Raw genomic sequence first — 25,908 nt, 5'->3', positions numbered from 1 at the left:
ATAGAGCAGGCGGGGCAGGGATAACAGCGCGGGCGACCTGCGCCGCCCAACAACATCAGGATGAGGTGATTTGCAGTGAGCCGGGACGCGCGGCATCGCGCACAAAGGGCAGATGTTCACAGGCGTGCTGACGGGCAAACCGCACAAAGGCTTCCATTACCGGCTGACGCTGCTCGCCTTCGCGTACGGCGGCATACAAGCGGCTCCACAAACCATTGCCTAAGGTTTTGGTCACCACCAACCCCTGCTGCTCAAAATTCTCTACCACCCAATGTGGCAGCGCGGCGATGCCCATACGCGCCGACACCATCTGAATCAGCAGCAGCGTGTTATCCACGCTCTTCAAGGCTGGACTGACGCCCGCAGGCTGCAGGAAATGGCGCCACACATCTAAACGCTGACGCTGCACCGGATAAATCATCAGCACTTCATCGGCCATATCTTCCGGAGCAATGTGCTCAAGCTGCGCCAAAGGATGATCCGGTGCCATCACCAAACGCACTTCAAAATCGAACATCGGTGAATAAAACAATCCACTGCGCGGCAAAATATCGGAGGTCAACACCACATCCAGCTCGCCCTGTTGCAACGCGGGTTGCGGATCAAAGGTCACGCCGGATTTGAAATCCATCACCACCTGCGGCCAGCTCTGGCGGAAATTATTTAGCGCGGGCGTCAGCCACTGAATACAGCTGTGACACTCAATGGCGATACGCAACGTGGCCTGATGCGGCTCATGACACGCCTGCAAAGCCTGCTGAATCTGCGGTAAAACCTGCTCAGCCAACTGCAGCAAAATCTCTCCCTGCGGCGTAAAACGCAGCGGCTGGCTTTTACGCACAAACAGGCGAAAACCCAGCCGCTGCTCCAGATCGCTGAACTGGTGGGATAACGCCGATTGCGTCTGATGAAGCTGGGAGGCGGCGGCAGCTAACGAGCCGGTATTCCGTAACGCCTGCAGCGTCCGCAGGTGTTTGAGTTCGATCATGAGAATCCTTCACATCGAGATTGAACAAATTGCGCTTGAGGAACATACAGTACCCGCAGATTATGGCGGTGTAAACATCTGGACGGCTAAACATCTCTGCCCCCTATTCAGTTAAGAATATCTGGAGAACAGAAAATGATCATTCTGAACCACACTCTCGGTTTCCCTCGCGTTGGATTGCGTCGTGAATTGAAAAAAGCACAGGAAAGCTATTGGGCAGGTAAAAGCTCACAGGAAGAGCTACTGGCGGTGGGGCGCGAACTGCGCGCCCGTCACTGGCAACAGCAGAAAGAGGCGGGCGTGGATCTGCTGCCAGTGGGCGATTTCGCCTGGTACGATCACGTGCTCACCACCAGCCTGCTGCTGGGTAACGTGCCAGCTCGTCACCAAAATCAGGATGGCTCGGTCGATCTCGACACGCTGTTCCGCCTTGGCCGTGGCCGCGCACCAAGCGGTGAACCGGCGGCAGCGGCGGAAATGACCAAATGGTTCAACACCAATTATCACTACATGGTGCCGGAATTCACTCAAGGGCAGCAGTTCAAACTGACCTGGACTCAGTTGCTGGATGAGGTTGATGAAGCGCTGGCGCTCGGGCACAAGATTAAACCGGTGCTGCTGGGTCCGGTTACCTATTTGTGGCTGGGTAAAGTGAAAGGTACGTCGTTCGACCGCCTGTCACTGCTCAAAGACATTCTGCCGGTTTACCAACAGGTGCTGGCTGAACTGAAAAAACGCGGCATCGAATGGGTACAAATCGATGAGCCAGCACTGGCGCTGGAGCTGCCGCAAGCGTGGCGCGATGCCTTCAAACCGGCTTACGACGCGCTGCAGGGCGAAAGCAAACTGCTGCTCACCACCTATTTCGACAGCATCGGTCAGAATCTCGACGTGATCAAAGCGCTGCCGGTGCAAGGTCTGCATGTTGACCTGGTCCACGGCAAAGATGACATCCAACAGGTGAACCAGCAGATTCCCGCGGATTGGCTGCTCTCCGTCGGCGTAATCAATGGCCGTAACGTCTGGCGTGCCGATCTCAGCAGCTGGTTTACGCGCCTGCAGCCGCTGGTGGGGCAGCGTCAACAATTGTGGATTGGATCATCCTGCTCACTGCTGCACAGCCCAATCGACCTCAGCGTGGAAACGCGCCTCGATGAGGAAGTGAAAAGCTGGTTCGCCTTTGCTCTGCAGAAGTGCACTGAGCTTGCACTGCTGAGTCATGCACTGAACAACAACGATGCCGCTTCGCTGGTTGAGTGGAGCGCACCGATTCGTGCGCGTGCCAACTCCACGCGCGTTCACAATGCCGCAGTCGGCGAGCGTCTGGCGAAAATTCAGGCCAGAGACGTTGAACGTGCCAGCAGCTACTCCGAGCGTGCCAAAGCGCAGCGTCACCGCTTTAACCTGCCAGCGTGGCCGACCACCACCATAGGTTCATTTCCGCAAACCACCGAAATTCGCGGCCTGCGCCTCGACTTTAAAAAAGGCAACATTGATGGTGGAAACTATCGCACTGGCATCGCCGAACACATCAAACAGGCGATTGTGGAGCAGGAACGTTTGGGCCTCGACGTGCTGGTGCATGGCGAAGCAGAACGTAACGACATGGTGGAATACTTCGGCGAAAACCTCGACGGCTTCGTATTCACCCAAAACGGCTGGGTACAGAGCTACGGCTCACGCTGCGTTAAACCGCCGATCATCATCGGCGACGTAAGCCGTCCGCAAGCCATCACCGTTGAGTGGGCGAAGTACGCGCAGTCGCTGACCGATAAACCGGTGAAAGGCATGCTGACTGGTCCTGTGACGATTCTCTGCTGGTCGTTCCCGCGAGAAGATGTAAGCCGGGAAACCATCGCCAAACAGATTGCGCTGGCGCTGCGTGACGAAGTGGAAGATCTGGAAAAAGCCGGTATTGGCATTATTCAGATTGATGAACCGGCACTGCGCGAAGGCCTGCCGCTGCATCAGTCCGATTGGGCGGCGTACCTGACCTGGGCGGTGGATGCGTTCCGTCTCAATGCCGCCGTGGCGCAGAATGAAACCCAGATCCATACCCACATGTGTTACTGCGAGTTCAATGACATCATGGACTCGATTGCCGCGCTGGATGCGGACGTTATCACCATCGAAACCTCACGTTCCGATATGGATCTGCTGGATACCTTTAAGGAGTTCGACTATCCCAACGAAATCGGTCCGGGCGTGTATGACATTCACTCACCAAACGTGCCGAGCGTGGAGTGGATGGAAGAGTTGCTGCGTAAAGCGGCGCAGAGCATCCCGGCAGAGCGTCTGTGGGTTAACCCGGATTGTGGCCTAAAAACGCGTGGCTGGGCGGAAACCCGTCAGGCGCTGGCGAACATGGTAAAAGCGGCGCAAAACCTGCGGGGTGAAACGGCTTAGTCGCTGTAAATGAGATTGGGGCGCAAATGCGCCCCTTATTATTACGCGTTTGGCGCTACGCCATACTGCGCGAACCACGCCAGCATGCGTTGCCAGCCATCTTTGGCGGAATCGGCGTGATAACTGGCACGATAATCCGCATTGAAAGCATGTCCTGCATCCGGATACACCACGATTTCCGCCTTGGCATTGGCGGCATGCAGCGCCTGACGCATCTTATCAATGCTCTCCAGCGGGATGCTCTCATCCTGACCACCGTAAAGGCCCAGCACCGGTGCGTTGAGATCCACCGCGATATCGATCGGGTGCTTCTGCTGCTTCAGCGTCTTCTCACCGTCTAAGCGTCCATACCACGCCACCGCTGCACGCACCTGCGGATTGTGCGCGGCAAACAGCCAGCTAATGCGTCCGCCCCAGCAGAAACCGGTAATCGCCAGGCGACGGATATCACCATCGTGGCGCGTGGCCCAGTTGGCCACATGATCGAGATCGGACAACACCTGCGAATCTGGAACTTTGCTCACCAGCTCTTTAAACAGCGTGGGAATGTCGTGGTAATCGTTGGGATCGCCCTCACGGAAATAGAGTTCCGGAGCGATGGCCAGATAACCTTCCAGCGCCAGACGGCGGCAGACATCGCGGATATGCTCGTGCACCCCGAAAATTTCCTGCACCACCAACACCACCGGCAAGGTGCCTTGGTACTCTTTTGGTCGGGCGTAATAGGCAGGCAGGTTTTCGCCCTGGCTCGGAACTGAGGTCTCGCCAGCATGAATCGCGTCGCTGCCGGTAATAATGGTGCTGCTTGCGGTGGGCTGAACGGCCGGTGCAAAGCCACCGGGTGCCGTTTTTTGTGCCATATTGTCTTCGGTTTTCATTGTTCTCTCCGTGCTAGCAAATGCGCAATCACGTAACTATAGCCTGGCGAAGTGAAGCAAGGCTGGCGTAGGGTGCAGAGGGATTTTTTCACGTGTGCTGCTTCTCTATTAACATTGCCACCAACACTTACACAGCACCGCTTGTAGCAATTCAGAATTGCACAGCATTAATGTGTGATTTATGTCACATAATGTTTTTCTGATAATGTAATTTTCATTATCGATGGTGAATTGAGTCACATATTTATGCCGCCTGCTCACGTAGAGTGGCGCGCTCATCCCCAATTATCAGGAGTCTGTTATGGCCCAGTCTGACGTTTTCCACCTTGGCATTACTAAAGCTGATTTGAAAGGAGCCACGTTGGCCATCGTGCCTGGCGATCCTGAGCGCGTAAAGAAAATCGCCGCGCTGATGGACAACCCACAGCATTTGGCTTCACACCGTGAATTCACCAGCTATCTGGCCGAAGTGGATGGCAAACCGGTTGTGGTGTGCTCCACCGGTATTGGCGGACCTTCTACCTCGATTGCGGTTGAAGAGCTGGCGCAGCTTGGCGTGCGCACCTTCCTGCGCGTTGGTACCACCGGCGCTATCCAGCCGCATATTAATGTGGGCGATGTGCTGGTCACTACCGCTTCGGTACGCCTCGACGGTGCCAGCCTGCACTTTGCGCCGATGGAGTTCCCGGCCGTGGCTGATTTCACCTGCACCACCGCGCTGGTGGCAGCGGCAGAAGCGTGCGGCGCGAAAACCCACATTGGTATTACCGCCTCATCTGACACCTTCTATCCAGGCCAGGAACGCTACGACACTTTCTCCGGTCGCGTGGTGAATCGCTTCCAGGGCTCAATGGAAGAGTGGCAGCAAATGGGCGTCCTCAACTATGAGATGGAATCCGCTACACTGTTAACCATGTGCGCCAGTCAGGGACTGCGTGCCGGCATGGTGGCTGGCGTCATCGTGAACCGTACGCAAAAAGAGATCCCGGATGCCGCGACCATGAAGCAGACCGAAAGTGATGCGGTGAAAATTGTGGTTGAAGCCGCGCGTCGCTTAATTTAGTGCGCCAGTCAGGGATGAATTCGAGACCAGGCTTATAAGGAATCCCGCTATTTCCTGATTAGAATGCGCGCAATTTCAGCAGCTACTGAGAAATTTCTTATGCGCAAAATGGTTTCTGTCTCACGTCCCAATTTCATGAATAATCCCGCTACTGCACAATCACGCGTTGAAGGTGCAGCAGCGAGATTTCGCCAGGCGATGGCGGCGAATAACTATCCTCTTGCGCGTCAATGCTGTGAAGAAGTGCTGCGCGTCTTGCCCCATCATATGCAGGTGCTTAGCGACTACGCGCTCACCCTGATGCGCGTCGGCGAATACAAAAAATCTTATAAAATTTACCAGAAGATCTACCAGGCTCCGGCCGCGCAGCGTGCGCAGGCATCGGAAACCTGGCTGGATGGATTAACCGAAGTGTGCGGCTGGTTGAATAAAGAAGATGAAGCGGCACGTTACGGCCTCGAATCGCTGCAAAAATCTGATGTGACTTTCAGTAAAGGGGCGAAAGTCGCCTTCCCTTCTGAGACACCACCGCCGATCAACCGCAGTAATCCGGCAGAAAATATCATCTCCTTTAGCCTGTATGGCAGTCAGCCACGCTACTGCGAAACCTTGATTAAAAACATCGAAGTGGCGCGCGAGCTTTATCCCGACTGGATCTGCCGCATCTATCTCGACGACAGCGTGCCGCAGCACGTCTGGCAGCGCCTGACGCAGCCAAACACCCAACTGGTGGATATGTCGCATGAGAAAACTATCTTCCCAACGCTGTGGCGTTTCCTGGTGATGGACGATGACAGCGTCAAACGCTACATCGTGCGTGATGCGGATTCGTTGCTGTCCGAGCGCGAAGTCGTGGCGGTAGAAGCCTGGCTGACTTCGCCTTACTGGTTCCATCATATGCGCGATTACTTCTCGCATACCGAGCTGCTGCTGGCGGGCATGTGGGGCGGCTGCCACGGCGTGTTCCATAACGTTGAGCAGCAAATGCGTGACTTTATTGCGCAATATGAAGGCAGCGAACGCTTTACCGATCAGTACTTCCTAAAAGTGGCGCTGTGGCCGACGGTACGTGAGAGCATCTTGAATCATGACGATATTTTCCGCTTCCATCATGCACAACCGTGGCCGGCGCATCAGCCGATTCGCTGGCAAACCGACAGCTTCCACGTCGGTAGTAACGCCGGTTTTGCCAGCATGGCGGGCCAGGTCGAAAACGTTGAGAATGGCTGGCAGCAGGTTGAGATCACCTACGACGGGAAAAGCTGGACCTATCCGGCCAAAATCCAGGGTGAAACCGAATGGGTGTTGCCGATGCCCTTCTTCCTGATTGATGCGTGGAAAGCGGGCGATCTCACCGTAAAAGCCCTCTAATTAGAGAACGTTTTCCCTAAATAATTCGAGTCGCAGGAAGGCGGCAAGCGAGCGAATCTCCGGGAGCTTACATCAGTAAGTGACTGGGGTGAGAACGTGCAGCCAACGCATCTGCGGCATGAAGTATGAAGGGAAAAAAATCTGGACATTCATACAGTAGAGCTCTACCTTTTCCCTCAGCAAGTCGATCCGCGGGGGGATTATGGATCAGCAACTTATCATTAGCGGCGCGCTGGCGCTGGCCGGTTTGGGCATTGGCTGGATCATTGCTCAACTGCGCGCCGGTCATCAGCACGCCAGCTTCACCACTGAGCGTCGCCTGCTGGAAGAGGCGCAGCAGCGTCAGCAGCAGCAGCTCGAACAGTTACAGCAGCAAATCCAACAACGCGAACAGGAGATGCGCCAGCTACACGGTGCACTGAGCGGTGCGCAGGAACGTTTGCAGCAGCTTGATTACTGGCGCGGCGAAAGTGAACAACTCAGCCGTGAACTGCGAAATCAGCTGGAAGTGAACAGCGCGCAGGAAGCCGAACTGCGCGAAGTGACCATTCGTCTTGAAGAGACGCGCTACGGTGCAGAAGAGAAGCAGCGACTACTGACCAACAGCGAACAGCGCCTCAGCGCGCAGTTTGAAAATCTCGCCAATCGCATCTTCGAAAACAGCGGGCGGCGCGTCGATGAACAAAACCGTCAAAGCCTGAATAGTCTGATTGGTCCGCTGCGCGAACAGCTGGACGGTTTCCGCCGTCAGGTCACCGACAGCTTTGGCCTGGAAGCGCGTGAACGTCACACGCTGACCCACGAAATTCGCCAGCTACAGCAACTCAACGCACAGATGGCGCAGGAAGCGGTCAATCTTACTAAAGCGCTAAAAGGCGACAATAAAATTCAGGGAAACTGGGGCGAAGTGGTATTGGCCCGTGTGCTGGAAGCGTCTGGCCTGCGTGAAGGTTACGAATACCAAACGCAGGTGAGCGTGCAGCTGGAACAGCAGGGCAGGATGCAACCGGATGTGATCGTGCGTTTGCCGCAGGGTAAAGATGTGGTGATCGACGCCAAAATGACGCTGGTGGCCTACGAGCGCTACTTCAATGCCGACGATGAAGCCACGCGTGAGCAGGCGATTCAGGAACACATTAGCGCCATGCGCGGACACATTCGCCTGCTGAGCCGTAAAGATTACCAACAATTGCCCGGTTTACGCTCTCTGGATTATGTGTTGATGTTTATCCCGGTGGAACCGGCGTTTCTGCTGGCGATTGATCGTCAGCCTGAGCTGATCAGCGAAGCGTTACAGCAGAACATCATGCTGGTTAGTCCCACCACGTTGCTGGTGGCGCTGCGTACTATCAATAATCTCTGGCGTTATGAGCATCAAAGCCGCAACGCACAGCGCATCGCCGACCGGGCAACGCGGCTGTACGACAAAATGCGGCTGTTTGTCGATGACATGAGTGGCATCGGGCACAATCTCGACAAAGCACAGCAAAGTTATCATCAGGCGATGAAAAAGCTGTCTGAAGGGCGCGGCAATCTGATCGCACAAAGTGAAGCGTTCCGTTCGCTTGGCGTGGAGATCAAACGTCCGATTAATCCGCAACTGGTTGAACAAGCGCAGCCGGAAGAAGCGGATGAAGATTGGGCAGACGATCGCACCGAGGATGAAAACGTTGCAGAACCAACAACAGACTCGCTGCGCCGCATCAACGAATAGCACGGTGGTCGCGTGCTCGTGTAGCGCGACTCTGATACACTTCGGCAAGAATTGTTTGTGGAACAGGTAAAACCGATGGCAGATGAATCACAGCAGGAAACTACCCATTTTGGCTTCCAGACCGTCGCGAAAAGCGAAAAGGCCGATAAAGTTGCGGACGTGTTTCACTCCGTCGCGGCAAAATATGACCTGATGAACGATTTGATGTCGTTTGGCATCCATCGTGTCTGGAAGCGTTTTACCATTGACAGCAGCGGCGTGCGCCGCGGTCAGCGCGTGTTGGATCTGGCGGGTGGTACCGGCGATCTCACGGCAAAATTCTCACGTCTGGTGGGCGAAACCGGCCAGGTTGTGCTGGCAGACATCAACAGCTCGATGCTGAAGATGGGCCGCGAAAAGCTGCGTAATCTCGGCGTGTCGGGCAATGTCAGCTATGTGCAGGCGAATGCCGAAGCGCTGCCGTTCCCGGATAACTACTTCGATTGCATCACCATCTCATTCGGCTTGCGTAACGTGACCGAAAAAGAGAAAGCGCTGGCATCAATGTTCCGCGTGCTGAAGCCAGGCGGACGTCTGCTGGTGCTGGAGTTCTCGAAGCCGTTGCTGGAGCCGCTTAGCAAAGCTTACGATACCTATTCATTCCACATTCTGCCGCGTATTGGTCAGTTGGTGGCGCAAGACGCTGAAAGCTATCGCTATCTGGCGGAGTCGATTCGTATGCATCCCGATCAGGAAACCCTGAAAGCGATGATGAACGATGCGGGCTTTGAAAATACCACCTACTTCAACATGACTGGCGGTATTGTCGCGCTGCATCGCGGATTTAAATTCTAATCCATCATGACTTTAACTCCTCTCATCACCGGCGGTCTTGAGACCGCCCTGAACCGTGTTCTCTATCGCGATCGCAGCCTGAAAGCCGCACGCCAGCGTTTGGCTGGCAAGGTATTGATGCTGCGTCTGCAAGAGCTCGATTTTCCTTTGGTGCTGGTATTTAGCGAATCGCAACTCGATGTGCTGAGTGATTGGCAAGACAACAGCGACTGCACGGTGAGTTTGCGTGTCAGTACCTTGCCGAAACTGCGCGATCGCCAGCAGCTCACCAGCCTGATTCGTAGCGGTGAACTGGAGGTGGACGGCGACTTGCAGGTGGTACAGCAATTCTCCGCACTGATGGATCTCGCCGAGCTGGATCCGGCGGAATATCTTGCACCGTGGATTGGCGATATCGCTGCGCAAGGCGTAAGCCAGGCCGCACAGCAGGCGCTGAAGTTCGTGCAGCAGCAGTTCATCCGCCGCCAGGATTATCTTGGTCAGGTGCTGACGGAAGAGTGGCGCGTTGCGCCGGGCGCACTGGAACTGGCATGGTTTTGCGAGGAAGTGGAAGCGATAGAACGTTCGCTCAATGCGTTTGAAACGCGTTTGGCACAGCTGGAGGCGAAATGACGCTGGGAGAAATTCGGCGCTTATACTTCATCATCAAGATCTTTCTGACTTACGGCCTTGATGAACTGATTCCCCGCATGCGCTTCACGCTGCTTTTACGCTTGTGGCGGCGTTGCATCTTCTGGATCCCTAACCAACATAAAGACGCTTCCGCCGGCGTACGCATCCGTTTAGCGATGGAGCAGTTGGGGCCGGTGTGGATCAAATTCGGTCAAATGCTCTCGACGCGTCGCGATCTGTTCCCACCAGCGATTGCCGATGAACTGGCGGTGCTGCAGGACCGCGTTGCGCCATTTGATGGCGTGAAAGCCAAGCAGCAGATTGAAAAGTCGATTGGCGGCCCGGTGGAAACCTGGTTTGAAGACTTCGATATCAAACCGCTGGCCTCGGCTTCTATCGCGCAGGTGCATACCGCGACGCTGAAATCCAATGGCCGCGCGGTGGTGATCAAAGTGATTCGTCCCGACATCCTGCCGGTGATCAGAGCCGATATGCGACTGATTTACCGTCTGGCGCGGTGGGTGCCGCGTTTGTTGCCGGATGGTCGTCGTCTGCGTCCGGTGGAAGTGGTGCGCGATTACGAAAAGACCTTAATTGATGAGCTGAATCTGCTGCGTGAAGCGGCGAACGCCATCCAGCTGCGTCGTAACTTTGACCAAAGCCGCATGCTGTATGTGCCGGAAGTGTTCTCTGATTATTGCAGCGAATCGATGATGGTGATGGAACGCATTTACGGCATTCCGATCTCAGATATCGCCACGCTGGAGCAGCACGGCGTTAACATGAAACTGCTGGCCGAGCGCGGTGTGCAGGTATTCTTCACCCAGGTATTCCGCGACAGCTTCTTCCATGCCGATATGCATCCCGGCAATATCTTCGTCAGCTACGATCACCCGGAAGATCCGCAATACATCGGCATCGACTGCGGTATTGTCGGTTCGCTGAACAAAGAAGATAAGCGCTATCTGGCCGAGAACTTCATCGCCTTCTTTAACCGCGATTACCGCAAAGTGGCCGAGCTGCATGTGGATTCTGGCTGGGTACCGGCCGATACCAACGTCGAAGACTTTGAATTTGCCATTCGTACCGTGTGTGAGCCGATTTTCGAAAAGCCGCTGGCAGAGATTTCGTTTGGCCACGTGCTGCTGAACCTGTTCAACACCGCGCGTCGCTTTAATATGGAAGTGCAGCCGCAGCTGGTGCTGTTGCAGAAGACGCTGCTGTATATCGAAGGAATTGGCCGCCAACTCTATCCGCAGCTTGACCTGTGGAAAACGGCCAAGCCGTTCCTTGAAGATTGGATCAAAGATCAAATTGGTATCCCGGCGATTTTGCGGGCGGTGAAAGAGAAAGCGCCGTACTGGGCGGAAAAACTGCCAGAGTTGCCGGAGCTATTTTACGACAGCATGCGCCAGCACAAATTATTGAAGCACAGCGTCGATAAACTCGTCACCGATTTAAACGTACAGCGAACACGCAATCATCAGGCGCGCTATCTGTTTGGTGTAGGCGCTACACTGTTATTAAGTGGCACCGCCGTGCTGTTAAGTCGACCGGATTGGGATTTCTTCCCGGCGCTATTAATGGCCGCTGGCATCGTCACCTGGCTTATTGGCTGGCGCAAGACAAACTGATTGTCTGCCTGGTGCAAATCGCGTAATGTCGCAAGCTAAAGCCCGAAATCATACGGGCTTTCTGTGCGTTACAGTCAACAGTTTTTCACAGAATATTAGAGGCATATCTCATGGGCGGTATCAGTATTTGGCAATTGTTAATCATTGCCGTCATTGTTGTTCTTCTGTTCGGTACCAACAAACTTCGTAACCTGGGTTCGGATTTAGGATCTTCCATTCGTGGCTTCAAAAAAGCCATGGGCGATGAAGACGATAAAAAGGATCAACCGAAAGAGCAGGACGCTGACTTCAACGCCAAAACTCTGGCAGACAAACAGCAAACCACGGCGACTAAAGACGACGCCCGGAACGACAAGCAGGTATAACTGTGTTCGACATTGGTTTTAGTGAACTGGTATTAGTGTTCGTGATCGGGCTGATTGTGCTTGGCCCGCAGCGGTTACCGGTTGCGGTGAAAACCGTCGTCGGCTGGATCAGAGCCATTCGCTCGCTGGCCGCGAATGTACAAAACGAACTGGCGCAAGAGTTGAAACTGCAGGAGTTGCAGGACAGCCTGAAAAAGGTGGAAGAAGCGGGCCGTGGCACGTTGTCACCCGAGCTGAAAGAGTCGATGGAAGAACTGCGTAAAACCGCCGACTCCATGAAGCGTTCGGTGCAGCAGAGTATCGATCTCGAAAAAGAGGAAGATGAAGCCAACACTATTCATCAGACTCCGCCAGCCGCCGTGCAGCCCGTGACTTCACCTGCGGTCACGCCCGCAGCAGCAGAACATCAAACCAGTGCGCCTGCACAGACTCCGCAGCCTACTGACGAAATCTCTGCCGCAGAAACCCCTCCCGTCGCCAGTGCTCCTGAAAGCACCGCGAAGACTTCTCTCGTAAAAGATGAACGATAAACATGGCCGTTGAAGATACCCAACCGCTCATTAGCCATTTGATTGAGCTGCGCAAGCGTTTGTTGAATTGCATCATCGCTGTTTTAGTCATCTTTCTGTGTCTGGTCTATTTTGCGAATGATATTTACCATCTGGTCGCGTCGCCGCTGATCAGCCAGATGCCAGCCGGGGCGAGCATGATCGCTACCGACGTCGCATCGCCATTCTTCACGCCGATCAAGTTGACCATCATCGTTTCGGTGTTTCTGGCCGTGCCGGTGATTTTGTATCAGGTGTGGGCCTTTGTGGCGCCCGCGCTCTATCGCCACGAACGCAAACTGGTGATGCCGCTGCTGTTCTCCAGTACACTGCTGTTTTACGTCGGCGTGGCGTTTGCTTACTTCATCGTGTTCCCGCTGGCGTTTGGCTTCTTCGCCAAAACCGCGCCGCAAGGCGTGACCATCGCAACGGATATCACCAACTACCTCGACTTCGTCATGACGATTTTCATGGCCTTCGGCGTGGCGTTTGAGGTGCCGATTGCGATTGTGCTGCTGTGCTGGACCGGCATAACTTCACCAGAAGATTTGAAAAAGAAACGCCCTTACATGTTGGTTGGCGCGTTCGTGGTTGGGATGTTGCTCACACCGCCGGATGTTTTCTCGCAAACTTTGCTCGCTATTCCGATGTACTGCCTGTTTGAAGTCGGCGTATTCTTCTCCCGCTACTATGTGGGTAAAGGACGTCAGTCTTCGGATGAGGAACACAACACCGAATCCTGATGTCCTTAATGCAGGGCATCCCGCAGCGCGCGGGAATATGAATCTAAACCGCCCCGTTGGGCGGTTTTTTATTGGGGAGAAGACATGTTTGATATCGGTGTAAACCTGACCAGCACGCAATTCGCAAAAGATCGCGAGCAGGTGGTAAAACGTGCGCGCGAAGCAGGCGTCACCGGCCTGTTAATTACCGGCACCAACGCGCTGGAGAGCCAGCAGGCGCGGCAGCTGGCGGCATTGCACGCGGGCTATTGCTGGTCAACCGCCGGCGTCCATCCGCACCATGCCAGTGAATGGTCGGCGGAAACCGCGAATACCTTGCGTCGCCTGGCGGAAAGTGAGCAGGTGGTCGCGATTGGCGAATGTGGGCTGGATTTCAATCGCAATCTTTCGGCCCACGATCAGCAGGAATACGCTTTCGATGCGCAGCTGGCGTTGGCCGCTGAGCTGCAGCTGCCGGTGTTTTTGCATTGCCGTGAAGCGCACGACCGTTTTGTTGCAGTACTTGAGCCGTGGCTACCGAAGCTGGTTGGTGCAGTCGTGCACTGCTTTACTGGTACGCGTGACGAGCTGCAAGCGTGTCTGGCGCTGGGATTGTCGGTGGGCATTACCGGTTGGGTATGCGACGAGCGTCGCGGCATGGAACTGCGTGAATTGCTGCCGCTGATTCCGGCTGAGCGCCTGTTACTGGAAACCGACGCACCGTATTTACTGCCGCGCGATATGCATCCGCGTCCCACTTCGCGCCGCAATGAGCCATGCTTCCTGCCGCATATTGTGCAGCAGGTGGCGAACTGGCGTGGCGAGGAGGCGGAAGCGCTGGGCGCGCAGGTTAATCTCAACGCGCGTCAGCTGTTTAAACTCGCTTAGAGTTTACGGAACTGCTTGTTATCCACGCTGCGCATCACCTGTTTGTTCAGCATGTTGAGCAGCAAAACGGAGCGCGTTTCACCATCCGGCTCGGCAAAAATGGCGCGCAATCCTTCGAACGTGCCATCGGTGATGATCACTTCATCACCGCTTTGCGGGGTTTCCGCATCGAGCACGATCTGCGGCACGTCGGTTTGCAGCGCTTCGATCACATCATTTGATACGGTGGCCGGCATGGTGCCAAAGCGCACGAAGTGGCTGACGCCGCGCGTGCTGCTGATGGTGGTGGTGTGAATCGCTTCGGGATCGAATTCAATAAACAGATAGTTGGGAAACAGCGGCTCACTCACGGTGGTGCGTTTACCGCGCACAATCTTCTCCAGAGCGATCATCGGGCTGAGGCAATTCACCTCTTGCCGCTCAAGATGCTCTTTCGCGCGCAACAGTTGTCCACGTTTGCAATAGAGTAAGTACCAGGATTCCATAACCGCTCCCAAATAATGGACGCTAAGAATATCAAATCAGTTGTCAGAGTTATAGCGCATCGGCGGGTGGAAACCGGGCGCTGAAAACAATTTCACTACGATTTATCCGATTGATGCGGCTTATTTACGCTTTCTTGCAAGAAAATTGACGGCCGGCGACCATCTGTATCAGACTCCCTCCCCATCTTTCGATTGAAAAGGAGTGGCTGATGGAACTGTTCCTGTTGAGTAACGGTAAAGTGGCTGACGATGCGCCGCTGTTAAGTTACGCCCACCCGCAGCTGCATGCGATGATCGCCCAGCGCGGCATCACTTCGGCGGTGCTGGTACCGTACGCGATTATTCGTGGCGATCACGCGCAGCGCGCGCAGGAGTTATCCGCGTCGTTGGGCATTGACGTGCGCACCGTGCACGAGTTTGCATCGCCCGTTGCGGCGATTGAACAAGCTGAGCTGATTCTGGTGAGCGGCGGAAATACCTGGTTCCTCAATCAAATGCTGCACGAGCACGGCTTGATCGTCGCTATCCAACGCGCGGTGCGCGAGCGTGATGTGCCGTACGTCGGCTGGAGCGCCGGTTGCAATGTGGCAACGCCTTCCATTCGCACCACCAATGATATGCCGGTGCGCAGCAGCGTAGTGCTGCCCGCGCTGGGTTTGTTCCCGGTGCAGATCAATCCGCATTATCTTGATGCGCACGTCAGCGGCCATATGGGCGAAACGCGTGATGAACGACTGGCCGAGTTCTGTGCCGTTAACCCGCATGAATCGGTGATTGCGCTGCGTGAAGCCAGCTTCCTGCACGTGAGCGAAAATCGCCTGCGTTACTACAGCGCACGCGGTGAAGACTTCAAAGTGTTCCGTCACGGCGAGCCGATTACTGCTTATCACGATGTATTGGCGATTCAGTCGCTGGTGCCGTTTTCCTGTCAGCCTGCCTGACGCAAAACCTCAACATGTCAGCGTAAAACGCCTCTATAATGGCGTTTCACTCTGGCCGGAAAGCTAAAGCCGCATGAAATATCAGGATTTACGAGACTTCCTCGCATTGCTGGAACAGCGTGGCGAGTTAAAGCGCATCACTCAGGAGATCGATCCTGAGTTAGAGATGACGGAAATTGCCGACCGCACGCTGCGCGCTGGCGGCCCGGCGCTGCTGTTCGAAAACCCGAAAGGGTACGACATGCCGGTGCTGTGTAATCTGTTTGGCACACCCAAACGCGTGGCGATGGGCATGGGCCAGGAAGAGGTCAGTGCGCTGCGTGAAGTGGGCAAGCTGCTGGCGTTCCTGAAAGAGCCGGAGCCGCCAAAAGGCTTCCGCGATCTGTTCGATAAGATGCCGCAGTTCAAGCAAGTGCTGAACATGCCAACCAAGCGCCTGCGCAATGCGCCGTGCCAGGAAGAGATTTTCAGCGGCGATGACGTCGATCTGTCGCGCATTCCGGTGATGAAATGCTGGCCGGGCGATGCTGCGCCGCTGATTACGTGGGGATTGACCGTCACGCGCGGCCCGCATAAAGAGCGACAAAATCTGGGTATCTATCGTCAGCAGGTGATCGGCAAGAACCGCGTGATTATGCGCTGGCTGTCGCATCGCGGCGGCGCGCTGGATTTCCAGGAGTGGTGTAAAGCGCATCCGGGCGAACGTTTCCCGGTGTCGGTGGCGCTGGGCGCCGATCCTGCCACCATTCTCGGCGCGGTAACGCCGGTGCCGGATACACTCTCCGAATACGCCTTTGCCGGTTTGCTGCGCGGTAACAAAACCGAAGTGGTGAAGTGCGTTTCGAACGAACTCGAAGTGCCGGCCAGCGCGGAAATCGTGCTGGAAGGTTATATCGAGCCGGGCGATGTCGCGCCGGAAGGTCCGTACGGCGACCACACAGGCTACTACAATGAAGTAGATAGCTTCCCGGTGTTTACCGTGACGCACGTAACGCAACGTCGCAACCCGATTTATCATTCAACCTACACCGGACGTCCACCGGATGAACCGGCGGTGTTGGGTGTGGCGCTCAATGAAGTGCTGGTGCCGATTCTGATCAAGCAGTTCCCGGAGATCGTTGATTTCTATCTGCCGCCGGAAGGCTGCTCTTATCGCCTCGCGGTAGTAACGATCAAGAAACAGTACGCGGGTCACGCCAAGCGCGTGATGTTCGGCGTGTGGTCGTTCCTGCGTCAGTTCATGTACACCAAGTTCGTGATTGTGTGCGATGACGACGTCAACGCGCGCGACTGGAATGATGTGATTTGGGCGATTACCACCCGCATGGATCCGGCACGCGATACGGTGCTGGTTGAGAACACGCCCATCGATTATCTCGACTTCGCCTCGCCGGTTTCCGGCTTAGGCTCGAAGATGGGACTTGATGCGACCAATAAGTGGCCGGGTGAAACCACGCGCGAGTGGGGCACGCCGATTGTGAAAGATCCGGCGGTGACCGCGCGCATTGACGCCATTTGGGATGAGTTAGCTATCTTTGCCGAGCCGCCGCAGCGCTAACGGCGGCAGACCAATTAGACCCGAAGAAAAAGGGAACGCATGACAACGTTAAGCTGCAAAGTGACTTCGGTTGAAGCGATTACGGACACGGTTTACCGCGTTCGTTTAATTCCGGCGGCGGATTTTAACTTCCGCGCCGGACAGTATTTGATGGTGGTGATGGATGAGCGCGATAAGCGCCCGTTTTCACTGGCTTCTACGCCAATGGAAAAGGACATCATTGAGCTGCACATCGGCGCGTCGGATCTCAATCTCTACGCGATGGCGGTGATGGACCGCATCAAGAACGATCGCCAGATTACGGTTGATATGCCGCACGGCGATGCCTGGCTGCGTGAAGATAGCGAGCGTCCGATCATTCTGATCGCGGGCGGTACCGGCTTCTCCTATGCGCGTTCTATTCTGCTGACCGCGCTGGCACAGCAACCCGATCGCGAGATTGCGATTTACTGGGGCGGCCGTGAGCTGATGCATCTGTACGATCTGGATGAGCTGAATGCGCTGGCGGTGAAGCATCCGAACCTGAAAGTGATCCCGGTGGTTGAACAACCTGCGGATGACTGGACCGGACGCAGCGGCACGGTGCTGACGGCGGTGATGCAGGATTTCGCGTCGCTCAGCGAGCACGATATCTATATTGCCGGTCGTTTTGAGATGGCGAAGATTGCGCGTGAGCGTTTCTGCGCCGAGCGCGGTGCGCTGGAAGCGCAGATGTTTGGCGATGCGTTTGCCTTTATTTGAGGTCAACAGAACGCGATAAATCGCGCCGCTACGAGAATGTTCACGGATTCGTCGCGGCGCAATGTATTGCGTAAAAAAACCGCCCGAAAGGGCGGTAACACGTGCAACATTAACGTATTAAACCCGTTCGAACACCGTGGCGATGCCCTGGCCTAAGCCAATGCACATGGTCGCCAGACCAAATTGCGCATCGCGACGTTCCATCAGATTCAGCAGCGTAGTACTGATACGCGCACCGGAACATCCCAGCGGATGACCGAGCGCAATCGCGCCGCCATTCAAATTCACTTTCTCATCCAGCTGTTCCAGCAAGCCCATGTCTTTAATGCATGGCAGCGCCTGTGCGGCAAAAGCCTCGTTGAACTCGAACAGGTCGATATCCTGCACGCTCAATCCCGCGCGCTTGAGCGCCAGCTTGCTGGCGGGAACCGGACCGTAACCCATAATCGACGGATCGCAGCCCACCACCGCCATGCTGCGAATGCGCGCGCGCGCTGTCAGACCGAGTTCGCGTGCGCGGCTTTCACTCATGATCAACATCGCGGCTGCGCCGTCGGAAAGCGCGGATGAGCTGCCTGCGGTCACGGTGCCGTTGACCGGATCGAATGCCGGGCGCAGCGCAGCCAATCCTTCGAGGCTGGTCTCTTCGCGGATCACTTCGTCGCTCTCAAAGCGCTTCAACACGCCGTCGGCGTCGTGGCCGTAGGTCGCCACAATCTCACGCTTGAAATCGCCACGTTGAGTTGCCGCCCAGGCGCGCTGGTGCGAACGCAGCGCAAAAGCATCCTGCTGCTCGCGCGTAATGTGATGCATGCGCGCCAGCATCTCGGCGGTTAACCCCATCATGCCCGCCGCTTTTGCTACCGTGCGACCCAGGCCCGGATGGAAATCCACGCCGTGGCTCATCGGCACGTGGCCCATATGTTCTACGCCGCCAATCAGGCAGCTGTGCGCATCGCCAACCATAATCGCGCGTGCCGCGTCGTGCAGCGCCTGCATCGACGAACCGCACAGGCGGTTGACGGTGCTGGCAGGTACGCGATGCGGAATCTCCGCCAGCAGCGCGGCGTTACGAGCAATGTTGAAGCCTTGCTCCAGCGTCTGCTGCACGCAGCCCCAGATAATGTCGTCCAGCGTGGCGGGATCAACCGCCGGGTTGCGGCTCAGCAGCTCACGCATCAAATGCGCCGAGAGATCTTCCGCCCGTACCTGACGAAACGCACCGCCTTTGGAGCGGCCCATCGGCGTGCGGACCGCATCAACAATTACCACTTTTTCCATTTTCATTACCTCAGGCACTTTGCAGCGCCGCTTCGTCAATCGGTTGCACCGCGGGATACCAGCTCTGATGCTGATGGGCTTTTTGCAACAGCAGCTCCGGCAGCGCGTACAGCGGGCCGAGCGCGGTATAACGTTTGGCCTGGTCGACCACGTTGCTGTTGCCCAGCGTATCCATGTAGCGGAACGCGCCGCCACGGAACGGCGGGAAGCCTAAACCGTACACCAGCGCCATATCAGCTTCGGCCGGTGAAGCGATGATCTTCTCTTCGAGGCAGCGCACCACTTCGTTGAGCATCGGCAGCATCATGCGGTTGGCGATCTCGTCATCGCTGAACACGCGCTTCGGCTGGCAAATCGGTTCCAGCAGCGCATCGACAGCCGCATCGGCTCTCTTCTGCGCTTTGCCTTTTTTATCCTGCTCCCAGCGGTAAAAGCCCTGACCGTTTTTCTGGCCGTAACGTTTGGCGTCAAACAGCACGTCGATCGCGTCGCGATAATCTTTCTGCATGCGAGACGGGAAACCTTGCGCCATCACGTGTTGAGCGTGATGCGCGGTATCAATGCCGACCACATCCAGCAGCCACGCGGGGCCCATCGGCCAGCCGAACTGTTTTTCCATCACTTTATCGATCTGACGGAAATCCGCGCCGTCGCGCAGCAGCAGGCTGAAGGCGGCGAAGTAGGGGAACAGCACGCGATTCACAAAGAAGCCGGGACAGTCATTCACCACGATCGGCGTCTTGCCCATTTTGCTCGCCCAGGCCACCACTTTGCTGAGGGTCGCTTCTGAGGTTTTCTCACCGCGAATCACTTCGACCAGCGGCATACGCGGCACCGGATTGAAGAAGTGCATGCCGCAGAAGTTTTCCGGACGTTTCAGGGCTTGCGCCAGCTGGCTGATCGGAATGGTTGAGGTGTTGGAGGCGAGAATGGCGTCCTCGCGCAGATGCTGTTCGGTCTCTGCCAGCACTTTGGCTTTGATCTGCGGATTCTCTACTACCGCTTCTACCACCACGTCGGTGCGTTCGAATCCGGCGTAATCCAGCGTGGGCTGAATGGTGGTGAGTACGCTCGCCAGTTTCGCGCCGTCAATTTTGCCGCGCTCCAGCTGTTTGTTCAGCAGCTTGCTGGCTTCGGTCATGCCCAGCGTTAACGCCTGCGGATTGATATCTTTCATCATCACCGGCACGCCTTTCCATGCCGATTGATAAGCAATGCCGCCGCCCATAATGCCTGCGCCTAATACTGCCGCTTGCTGCGGCGCACCGGCCGCACTGCTGTGCTTTTTCGCCAGGCCTTTGACGTACTGATCGTTCAGGAAGATACCAACCAGCGCGCGTGCCACATCGCTCTGCGCCAGCGGCACAAACGCGGCGGTTTCCAGCTTCAGTGCATCATCACGTCCGAGGCTGGCGGCAGCTTCAATGGTTTTCACGGCGGTGATCGGGGCCGGATAGTGTTTGCCCGCGGTTTGCAGCACCATGCTTTTGGCGATGGTGAAGCTCATGGCGGCTTCAATCGGGCTGAGTTTCAGCGGTGCCAGCTTCGGCGCGCGGCGTGTCTGCCAGTTGCCCTGCACGATGGCGTCCTGCAATACGGTCAGCGCAGCGGCATGTAGTTTGTCACTGCTGACCACCGCATCCACCAAACCGAGTTTCAGGGCGCTGCTGCCATCAACATCTTTACCGGCGGCGATAATCTCCATCGCGCTATCGGCGCCAAGTAGGCGCGGCAAGCGCACGCTGCCGCCAAAGCCTGGCATAATGCCCAGTTTGGTTTCCGGCAGGCCAATGCGTGCGGTCGGCGTGGCAATGCGGAAGTCGGTCGCCAGTATGCATTCACAGCCGCCGCCCAGCGCATAGCCGTCGATGGCAGCCACGGTGGGCACCGGCAAATCCTCTAAACGATTGAAGATGCTGTTGGCAAACGCCAGCCACTGGCTCAGCTTCTCTTCTGGCGCATCAAACAGCGACAGGAATTCTGTGATGTCGGCACCAACGATAAATGCCGGTTTGGCCGACGAGAGCAACAGGCCGCGCAGCGCGGGTTGCTGTTCCAATACGCTTAATGCCTCGCCCAATGAGGCAACGGTTTTGGTATCGAGTTTGTTCACCGAACCGGGCGCATCGAAAACCAGCTCGGCGATGCCGTCGTCAAGCCAGTGAACTGAAAGGGTATCGCCTTGGTAGAGCATGTCCGTCTCCTGAAACCGCGAAAGTTGATCTGGTCATACCAGATGAATTGGAGTGTGAGTGTGATGTTAATTATTTGCAAACGAGAGTTTGATTATTTGATACAACGATCACAGCGCGCGCAGCACGGCATCGCTAACACGGCTGTGCTACACTGCGGCCACTTTCGCGACATCGGAGACAAGTCCATGGATTCACTGAAAACCCTGTATCACGCGCACATCAATACGCTGCAGCAGCGAGCGCAGCAGGTGCTGGCTCGCTTTAAGCTTGATGCCATGCTGATTCATTCCGGCGAGCTGCTGACCGTTTTTCTCGACGATCACGACTATCCGTTTAAGGTGAATCCCCAGTTCAAAGCGTGGGTGCCGGTGACGCAGGTGCCAAACTGCTGGTTATGGATTGATGGCGTGAATAAACCCAAGCTGTGGTTCTATTCGCCGGTTGATTACTGGCACAACGTTGAGCCGCTGCCAAACAGCTTCTGGACCAACGAGGTGGAGGTGATTGGCCTGAAGAGTGCCGATGAGATCGCGCAGCTGCTGCCTGCACAGCGCGAGAACGTGGCCTATATCGGTCCGGTGCCGTCACGCGCTTCCCAGCTCGGCATTAACAGTGAGCAGGTGAACCCGAAAGGCGTGATCGATTTCCTGCATTATCATCGCAGCATCAAAACCGAGTATGAACTGGCGTGCATGCGTGAAGCGCAGAAGCTGGCGGTGGCGGGCCATCGCGCTGCCAAAGAGGCGTTCTTCTCTGGCATGAGCGAGTTCGATATCAATATCGCCTATCTGACCGCAACCGGCCATCGCGATACCGATGTGCCTTATGGCAACATCATCGCGCTCAATGAACATGCTGCGGTGCTGCACTACACCAAACTGGATCATCAGCCGCCAGCCAAACGTCACAGCTTCCTGATTGACGCCGGTGCGGAGTATCTCGGTTACGCCGCTGACCTGACGCGCAGCTACGCGGCGCAGAGCAAATCGCGTTATGCCGACATGGTTGCGGCGATGAACAAGGAAGAGCTGGCGCTGATCGCCACCTTAAAAGCCGGCGTGCGCTATACCGATTATCATCTGCAGATGCATCAGCGCATTGCGCGTCTGCTGCTGAAGTTCGAGTTGGTGAAAGGCCTGACTGAAGAGACGCTGGTGGCGGAAGATTTAACCGGTCCGTTTATGCCGCACGGCCTTGGACATCCGCTCGGCCTGCAGGTGCACGATGTGGCTGGTTTTATGCAGGACGACAATGGCACGCATCTGGCGGCACCGTCGCAATATCCGTATTTGCGTTGTACGCGCGTGCTGGAACCTGGCATGGTGCTGACTATCGAACCGGGCTTCTATATTATCGATTCGCTGCTGACGAAGCTGCGCGGCGGCAAGTTCAGCCAATACTTTGACTGGGCGGCAATTGATGCACTGAAACCTTACGGCGGTATTCGTATCGAGGATAACGTGGTGGTTCACGCTAATCGCATTGAAAACATGACGCGCGACCTGCACCTTGCCTGATGGATGCTTACGACATTCCCGCTCAGGCCGTGAGTCTCAGTGAGGAAACCATCAAGAAAAGCCGTTTCATCACCTTGCTGGCGCACACGGCCGGCGTGGAAGCGGCGCGCGCGTTTGTGCAGCAGGTGAAGCAGGAACATCCCACCGCGCGGCATCACTGCTGGGCGTGGGTGGCGGGTGCGCCGGATGATTCGCAGCAGCTGGGTTTCTCCGATGATGGCGAACCTTCTGGCACCGCGGGCAAACCGATGCTGGCCCAGCTGATGGGTAGCGGTGTCGGTGAGATCACCGCGGTGGTGGTGCGTTATTATGGCGGCATCATGCTGGGCACCGGCGGACTGGTAAAAGCTTATGGCGGCGGCGTGCAGCAAGGGCTGAAGCAACTGGCGCGTCAGCGTAAAGTGCCGATGGAATCTTTTACCCTGCAGTGCGATTACGCTCAACTCAGCGACATTGAACGCTTGCTGCAACGTTTTGACGGCATTATAGAAGAGAGCCATTATCAGGATCGTATTGCGCTGCGTTTAGCGTTGCCGCATGCGCAGATTGATGGCTTTCGCCAAAACCTGTCTGATTACAGCCGGGGCGCGCTGACGCTCATCCCGCTGACAAACTAAAAGCTTCTGTTTAAAGGAAACGGCTGAATGCATTTTCGCGCCATTACCCGCATCGTGGGCCTGCTGGTGATTCTGTTCTCGGTGACCATGATTTTACCGGGCCTCGTCGCCTTGATTTACCGTGATGGTGCCGGGCGCGCGTTCAGTCAGACCTTTATGATGGCGATCGTTATCGGTTCACTGCTGTGGTGGCCAAACCGCAAGCAGAAAACCGAACTCAAGCCGCGCGAAGGTTTCCTTATTGTGGTGCTGTTCTGGACCGTGTTGGGCAGCGTCGGTGCGATGCCGTTTATCTTCGCCGAGCAGCCGCATCTCTCAATCACTGATGCCTTCTTTGAGTCCTTCTCTGGCCTCACTACCACCGGCGCCACCACGCTGGTAGGACTGGATACGTTGCCTAAAGCGATTTTGTTCTATCGTCAGATGCTGCAGTGGCTCGGCGGGATGGGGATCATTGTGCTGGCGGTGGCGATTCTGCCCATTCTGGGCGTGGGCGGCATGCAGCTCTATCGCGCTGAAATGCCGGGGCCGCTGAAAGATAACAAGATGCGCCCGCGTATTGCAGAAACAGCTAAAACGCTGTGGCTGATCTACGTGTTGCTCACCGTGGCGTGCGCGTTGGCGCTGTGGCTGGCGGGCATGCCGATGTTTGATGCTATCGGCCATAGCTTCTCGACGATCGCGATTGGCGGGTTCTCAACCCATGATGCCAGCATCGGCTACTTTAATAGCCCAACCATCAACACTATCGTCGCGGTATTCCTGCTGATCTCGGGCTGTAACTATGGCCTGCACTTCTCTTTATTAAGTGGTCGCAACCTGAAAGTGTACTGGCGCGATCCCGAATTCCGCATGTTTATTGGCGTACAACTGACCTTAGTGCTGATTTGTACCATAGTGTTGTGGTTCCACAATGTGCACGCCAGCGGCTGGCAAACGCTGAATCAGGCGTTTTTCCAGGTTGTATCGATGGCAACCACGGCCGGTTTTACTACCGACAGCATTGCGCGCTGGCCGCTGTTCCTGCCGGTGCTGCTGCTGTGCTCAGCCTTTATCGGCGGCATGGCGGGTTCAACCGGCGGCGGTTTGAAGGTGATCCGCATTCTTCTGCTGTTCAAGCAGGGTTCGCGTGAGCTGAAGCGATTGGTGCACCCGAACGCGGTTTACACCATCAAGCTGGGTAACCGCGCGCTGCCGGAACGTATCCTCGAAGCGGTATGGGGTTTCTTCTCAGCTTATGCGCTGGTGTTCTTGCTCAGCATGTTGGCGATCATCGCCACCGGTGTGGATGACTTCTCTGCTTTTGCTGCCGTGGCCGCGACCCTGAATAATCTCGGGCCCGGTTTGGGTGTGGTAGCAGACAACTTCACTTCAATGAATGATGTTGCGAAGTGGATTTTGATTTTGACCATGCTGTTTGGACGCCTTGAAGTGTTCACGCTGCTGGTGCTGTTCACGCCGACCTTTTGGCGCGAATAATAAAATAGGATTGAGTAATGAAAGCGTTGATTCTGTATTCCAGCCGCGATGGGCAAACCCGTGAGATTGCCGCGCGCATTGCGCAGACCTTAGTGCCGCATCAGCTATGCGACGTGATCGATCTACTGGAGGCATCGCAGATTGATTGGTTGCAGTACGATCGCGTGCTGATTGGTGCTTCTATCCGTTATGGCCATTTCAATCCGGCTTTGCTGAAATTTGTCACCCAACACAAATCACAGCTTCAGCAGCGGGTGAGCGGCTTCTTTAGTGTCAACCTGACGGCGCGTAAAGCTGATAAGTGTACGCCAGAGACCAATGCGTATACGCGCAAGTTCCTGGAGCAGTCACCGTGGCAACCCGATTGCTGTGCGGTTTTCGCCGGTGCGTTGCGTTATCCTCGTTATCGCTGGTTTGATCGCGTCATGATTCAATTTATTATGCGTATGACCGGCGGGGAAACTGATACATCAAAAGAAGTGGAATACACTGATTGGAATAAAGTGGCGCTTTTTGCCCAGGATTTTGCGCAGTTACCAGGCAAATCGTTGTGAAATACAGCGTTGTGGCGAAATTTAGGTCGAACAGTAATTTATTTGCAATTAACCCTTGTCAGCTCCGAATAACTCCCTATAATGCGCCACCACTGAGACGGCAAAGCGGCAACGCAGACGGCTCGGCAGGGAGTGAAGAAATTCATCCCGCCGGATGAAAACGCTGAAAAAAGTGTTTGACTCCGAAGGAGAGTAGCGTAGTATACGCCACCTCGCGACAGGCGGTTCAGCCGCTGTTCGCAACGCTCTTTAACAATTTATCAGACAATCTGTGTGGGCACTCGCAGGATTGATATCCGCGTCTTCGGACGCAAAAAAATATCAAAGCCTCACGAGTGAACACATAATGAAATTCATTATGACGTTTTACAGATGAGCACCGCTGAACTGGTTTCAGCAAATCAAACTTAAATTGAAGAGTTTGATCATGGCTCAGATTGAACGCTGGCGGCAGGCCTAACACATGCAAGTCGAACGGTAGCACAGAGAGCTTGCTCTCGGGTGACGAGTGGCGGAC

The 25,908-nt window shown here is 55.7% G+C and carries 23 protein-coding genes and 1 rRNA gene; 19 read left to right on the top strand and 5 right to left on the bottom strand.

Annotated features, from left to right (window positions below; translation table 11 throughout):
* Window positions 1-55: 55 nt before the first annotated feature.
* Entirely contained in the window at window positions 56-988 is a 933-nt protein-coding gene (gene metR / locus K5Y33_RS19750; RefSeq protein ID WP_110867932.1) for an HTH-type transcriptional regulator MetR, read from the bottom strand.
* A gap of 135 nt (window positions 989-1,123) precedes the next feature.
* Between metR and metE the strand changes: the two genes are divergently transcribed.
* Window positions 1,124-3,394 (top strand): 5-methyltetrahydropteroyltriglutamate--homocysteine S-methyltransferase, encoded by a 2,271-nt coding sequence (gene metE, locus K5Y33_RS19745; protein ID WP_222234952.1) that lies wholly within the window; start codon window positions 1,124-1,126, stop codon window positions 3,392-3,394.
* 41 nt (window positions 3,395-3,435) lie between these two features.
* On the opposite strand, the gene K5Y33_RS19740 is transcribed toward metE, so the two are convergent.
* On the bottom strand, window positions 3,436-4,272 hold the full coding sequence (locus K5Y33_RS19740) for a dienelactone hydrolase family protein (protein WP_222185723.1): 837 nt from the start codon (window positions 4,270-4,272) through the stop codon (window positions 3,436-3,438).
* Window positions 4,273-4,573: 301 nt separating this feature from the next.
* Here K5Y33_RS19740 and udp point away from each other — a divergent pair, with 301 nt between their 5' ends.
* The 10 genes from udp to tatD all read left to right on the top strand — a co-directional run bounded on the left by udp (window position 4,574) and on the right by tatD (window position 14,023).
* Entirely contained in the window at window positions 4,574-5,335 is a 762-nt protein-coding gene (udp, locus tag K5Y33_RS19735; RefSeq protein ID WP_101763737.1) for a uridine phosphorylase, read from the top strand.
* Between the two features lie 99 nt (window positions 5,336-5,434).
* On the top strand, window positions 5,435-6,706 hold the full coding sequence (locus K5Y33_RS19730) for a tetratricopeptide repeat protein (protein WP_222234951.1): 1,272 nt from the start codon (window positions 5,435-5,437) through the stop codon (window positions 6,704-6,706).
* 202 nt (window positions 6,707-6,908) lie between these two features.
* The gene (gene rmuC, locus K5Y33_RS19725) at window positions 6,909-8,420 is read left to right on the top strand and encodes a DNA recombination protein RmuC (protein WP_101763736.1); all 1,512 of its coding nucleotides are present in this window, start codon (window positions 6,909-6,911) and stop codon (window positions 8,418-8,420) included.
* Window positions 8,421-8,495: 75 nt separating this feature from the next.
* Window positions 8,496-9,254: a bifunctional demethylmenaquinone methyltransferase/2-methoxy-6-polyprenyl-1,4-benzoquinol methylase UbiE gene (gene ubiE, locus K5Y33_RS19720; RefSeq protein ID WP_008105805.1), complete on the top strand. Its 759-nt coding sequence runs from the start codon at window positions 8,496-8,498 to the stop codon at window positions 9,252-9,254.
* Window positions 9,255-9,260: 6 nt separating this feature from the next.
* Window positions 9,261-9,866 carry an SCP2 domain-containing protein gene (locus tag K5Y33_RS19715; protein ID WP_110867936.1) on the top strand — a complete coding sequence of 202 codons (606 nt, stop codon included), beginning with the start codon at window positions 9,261-9,263 and terminating at the stop codon, window positions 9,864-9,866.
* Window positions 9,863-11,500: a ubiquinone biosynthesis regulatory protein kinase UbiB gene (ubiB, locus tag K5Y33_RS19710; protein WP_101763734.1), complete on the top strand. Its 1,638-nt coding sequence runs from the start codon at window positions 9,863-9,865 to the stop codon at window positions 11,498-11,500. The genes K5Y33_RS19715 and ubiB overlap by 4 nt, the downstream gene beginning before the upstream one ends.
* Before the next feature lie 110 nt (window positions 11,501-11,610).
* Complete coding sequence (gene tatA / locus K5Y33_RS19705; RefSeq protein ID WP_008105810.1) at window positions 11,611-11,865, top strand: Sec-independent protein translocase subunit TatA; 255 nt, start codon at window positions 11,611-11,613, stop codon at window positions 11,863-11,865.
* Between the two features lie 2 nt (window positions 11,866-11,867).
* Window positions 11,868-12,395, top strand: coding sequence for a Sec-independent protein translocase protein TatB (gene tatB / locus K5Y33_RS19700; protein WP_101763733.1), 528 nt, complete (start codon window positions 11,868-11,870; stop codon window positions 12,393-12,395).
* A 2-nt stretch (window positions 12,396-12,397) separates the two neighbouring features.
* Window positions 12,398-13,156: a Sec-independent protein translocase subunit TatC gene (gene tatC / locus K5Y33_RS19695; RefSeq protein WP_101763732.1), complete on the top strand. Its 759-nt coding sequence runs from the start codon at window positions 12,398-12,400 to the stop codon at window positions 13,154-13,156.
* A gap of 84 nt (window positions 13,157-13,240) precedes the next feature.
* On the top strand, window positions 13,241-14,023 hold the full coding sequence (tatD, locus tag K5Y33_RS19690; RefSeq protein WP_137384920.1) for a 3'-5' ssDNA/RNA exonuclease TatD: 783 nt from the start codon (window positions 13,241-13,243) through the stop codon (window positions 14,021-14,023).
* Here tatD and rfaH read toward each other — a convergent pair.
* Window positions 14,020-14,508: a transcription/translation regulatory transformer protein RfaH gene (gene rfaH / locus K5Y33_RS19685; protein ID WP_101763730.1), complete on the bottom strand. Its 489-nt coding sequence runs from the start codon at window positions 14,506-14,508 to the stop codon at window positions 14,020-14,022. The two genes, tatD and rfaH, sit on opposite strands and share 4 nt — an antisense overlap.
* Window positions 14,509-14,717: 209 nt before the next feature.
* Here rfaH and pepE point away from each other — a divergent pair, with 209 nt between their 5' ends.
* The 3 genes from pepE (at window position 14,718) to fre (ending at window position 17,748) form a co-directional block, all read left to right on the top strand.
* Window positions 14,718-15,449 carry a dipeptidase PepE gene (gene pepE, locus K5Y33_RS19680; protein WP_210080991.1) on the top strand — a complete coding sequence of 244 codons (732 nt, stop codon included), beginning with the start codon at window positions 14,718-14,720 and terminating at the stop codon, window positions 15,447-15,449.
* Between the two features lie 73 nt (window positions 15,450-15,522).
* Window positions 15,523-17,007: a 4-hydroxy-3-polyprenylbenzoate decarboxylase gene (gene ubiD, locus K5Y33_RS19675; RefSeq protein WP_101763728.1), complete on the top strand. Its 1,485-nt coding sequence runs from the start codon at window positions 15,523-15,525 to the stop codon at window positions 17,005-17,007.
* Window positions 17,008-17,046: 39 nt separating this feature from the next.
* The gene (gene fre, locus K5Y33_RS19670) at window positions 17,047-17,748 is read left to right on the top strand and encodes an NAD(P)H-flavin reductase (RefSeq protein WP_101763727.1); all 702 of its coding nucleotides are present in this window, start codon (window positions 17,047-17,049) and stop codon (window positions 17,746-17,748) included.
* Window positions 17,749-17,865: 117 nt separating this feature from the next.
* On the opposite strand, the gene fadA is transcribed toward fre, so the two are convergent.
* Both fadA and fadB read right to left on the bottom strand, forming a co-directional pair.
* Window positions 17,866-19,029, bottom strand: a complete 1,164-nt coding sequence (gene fadA / locus K5Y33_RS19665) for an acetyl-CoA C-acyltransferase FadA (protein WP_137386834.1) — start codon at window positions 19,027-19,029, stop codon at window positions 17,866-17,868.
* A 10-nt stretch (window positions 19,030-19,039) separates the two neighbouring features.
* A complete protein-coding gene (fadB, locus tag K5Y33_RS19660) occupies window positions 19,040-21,223 on the bottom strand; it encodes a fatty acid oxidation complex subunit alpha FadB (protein WP_222234950.1) in 2,184 nt (727 codons plus the stop codon).
* 186 nt (window positions 21,224-21,409) lie between these two features.
* On the opposite strand from fadB, the gene pepQ reads away from it, so the two are divergent.
* The 5 genes from pepQ to K5Y33_RS19635 form a co-directional block, all read left to right on the top strand.
* Window positions 21,410-22,741: a Xaa-Pro dipeptidase gene (gene pepQ / locus K5Y33_RS19655; RefSeq protein WP_222234949.1), complete on the top strand. Its 1,332-nt coding sequence runs from the start codon at window positions 21,410-21,412 to the stop codon at window positions 22,739-22,741.
* Complete coding sequence (locus K5Y33_RS19650; RefSeq protein WP_137384924.1) at window positions 22,741-23,358, top strand: IMPACT family protein; 618 nt, start codon at window positions 22,741-22,743, stop codon at window positions 23,356-23,358. The genes pepQ and K5Y33_RS19650 overlap by 1 nt, the downstream gene beginning before the upstream one ends.
* A 27-nt stretch (window positions 23,359-23,385) precedes the next feature.
* A complete protein-coding gene (gene trkH, locus K5Y33_RS19645; RefSeq protein WP_222234948.1) occupies window positions 23,386-24,837 on the top strand; it encodes a Trk system potassium transporter TrkH in 1,452 nt (483 codons plus the stop codon).
* A 17-nt stretch (window positions 24,838-24,854) separates the two neighbouring features.
* Complete coding sequence (hemG, locus tag K5Y33_RS19640; protein ID WP_222234947.1) at window positions 24,855-25,391, top strand: menaquinone-dependent protoporphyrinogen IX dehydrogenase; 537 nt, start codon at window positions 24,855-24,857, stop codon at window positions 25,389-25,391.
* A 409-nt stretch (window positions 25,392-25,800) separates the two neighbouring features.
* Window positions 25,801-25,908: ribosomal RNA gene (locus tag K5Y33_RS19635) — 16S ribosomal RNA — on the top strand; the annotation flags it as partial.

The sequence above is a fragment of the Pantoea sp. DY-17 genome, from assembly GCF_019795975.1.
Taxonomy (GTDB): Bacteria; Pseudomonadota; Gammaproteobacteria; order Enterobacterales; family Enterobacteriaceae; genus Pantoea; species Pantoea leporis.
The sequence above is the reverse complement of the archived record's forward strand: the minus strand, read 5'-3'. Positions and strand labels throughout refer to the sequence as shown.

Coding starts and splice junctions, on each gene's coding strand:
- metR (WP_110867932.1), bottom strand. CDS start 988: ATGATCGAACTCAAACACCTGCGGACGCTGCAGGCGTTACGGAATACC.
- metE (WP_222234952.1), top strand. CDS start 1,124: ATGATCATTCTGAACCACACTCTCGGTTTCCCTCGCGTTGGATTGCGT.
- K5Y33_RS19740 (WP_222185723.1), bottom strand. CDS start 4,272: ATGAAAACCGAAGACAATATGGCACAAAAAACGGCACCCGGTGGCTTT.
- udp (WP_101763737.1), top strand. CDS start 4,574: ATGGCCCAGTCTGACGTTTTCCACCTTGGCATTACTAAAGCTGATTTG.
- K5Y33_RS19730 (WP_222234951.1), top strand. CDS start 5,435: ATGCGCAAAATGGTTTCTGTCTCACGTCCCAATTTCATGAATAATCCC.
- rmuC (WP_101763736.1), top strand. CDS start 6,909: ATGGATCAGCAACTTATCATTAGCGGCGCGCTGGCGCTGGCCGGTTTG.
- ubiE (WP_008105805.1), top strand. CDS start 8,496: ATGGCAGATGAATCACAGCAGGAAACTACCCATTTTGGCTTCCAGACC.
- K5Y33_RS19715 (WP_110867936.1), top strand. CDS start 9,261: ATGACTTTAACTCCTCTCATCACCGGCGGTCTTGAGACCGCCCTGAAC.
- ubiB (WP_101763734.1), top strand. CDS start 9,863: ATGACGCTGGGAGAAATTCGGCGCTTATACTTCATCATCAAGATCTTT.
- tatA (WP_008105810.1), top strand. CDS start 11,611: ATGGGCGGTATCAGTATTTGGCAATTGTTAATCATTGCCGTCATTGTT.
- tatC (WP_101763732.1), top strand. CDS start 12,398: ATGGCCGTTGAAGATACCCAACCGCTCATTAGCCATTTGATTGAGCTG.
- tatD (WP_137384920.1), top strand. CDS start 13,241: ATGTTTGATATCGGTGTAAACCTGACCAGCACGCAATTCGCAAAAGAT.
- rfaH (WP_101763730.1), bottom strand. CDS start 14,508: ATGGAATCCTGGTACTTACTCTATTGCAAACGTGGACAACTGTTGCGC.
- pepE (WP_210080991.1), top strand. CDS start 14,718: ATGGAACTGTTCCTGTTGAGTAACGGTAAAGTGGCTGACGATGCGCCG.
- ubiD (WP_101763728.1), top strand. CDS start 15,523: ATGAAATATCAGGATTTACGAGACTTCCTCGCATTGCTGGAACAGCGT.
- fre (WP_101763727.1), top strand. CDS start 17,047: ATGACAACGTTAAGCTGCAAAGTGACTTCGGTTGAAGCGATTACGGAC.
- fadA (WP_137386834.1), bottom strand. CDS start 19,029: ATGGAAAAAGTGGTAATTGTTGATGCGGTCCGCACGCCGATGGGCCGC.
- fadB (WP_222234950.1), bottom strand. CDS start 21,223: ATGCTCTACCAAGGCGATACCCTTTCAGTTCACTGGCTTGACGACGGC.
- pepQ (WP_222234949.1), top strand. CDS start 21,410: ATGGATTCACTGAAAACCCTGTATCACGCGCACATCAATACGCTGCAG.
- K5Y33_RS19650 (WP_137384924.1), top strand. CDS start 22,741: ATGGATGCTTACGACATTCCCGCTCAGGCCGTGAGTCTCAGTGAGGAA.
- trkH (WP_222234948.1), top strand. CDS start 23,386: ATGCATTTTCGCGCCATTACCCGCATCGTGGGCCTGCTGGTGATTCTG.
- hemG (WP_222234947.1), top strand. CDS start 24,855: ATGAAAGCGTTGATTCTGTATTCCAGCCGCGATGGGCAAACCCGTGAG.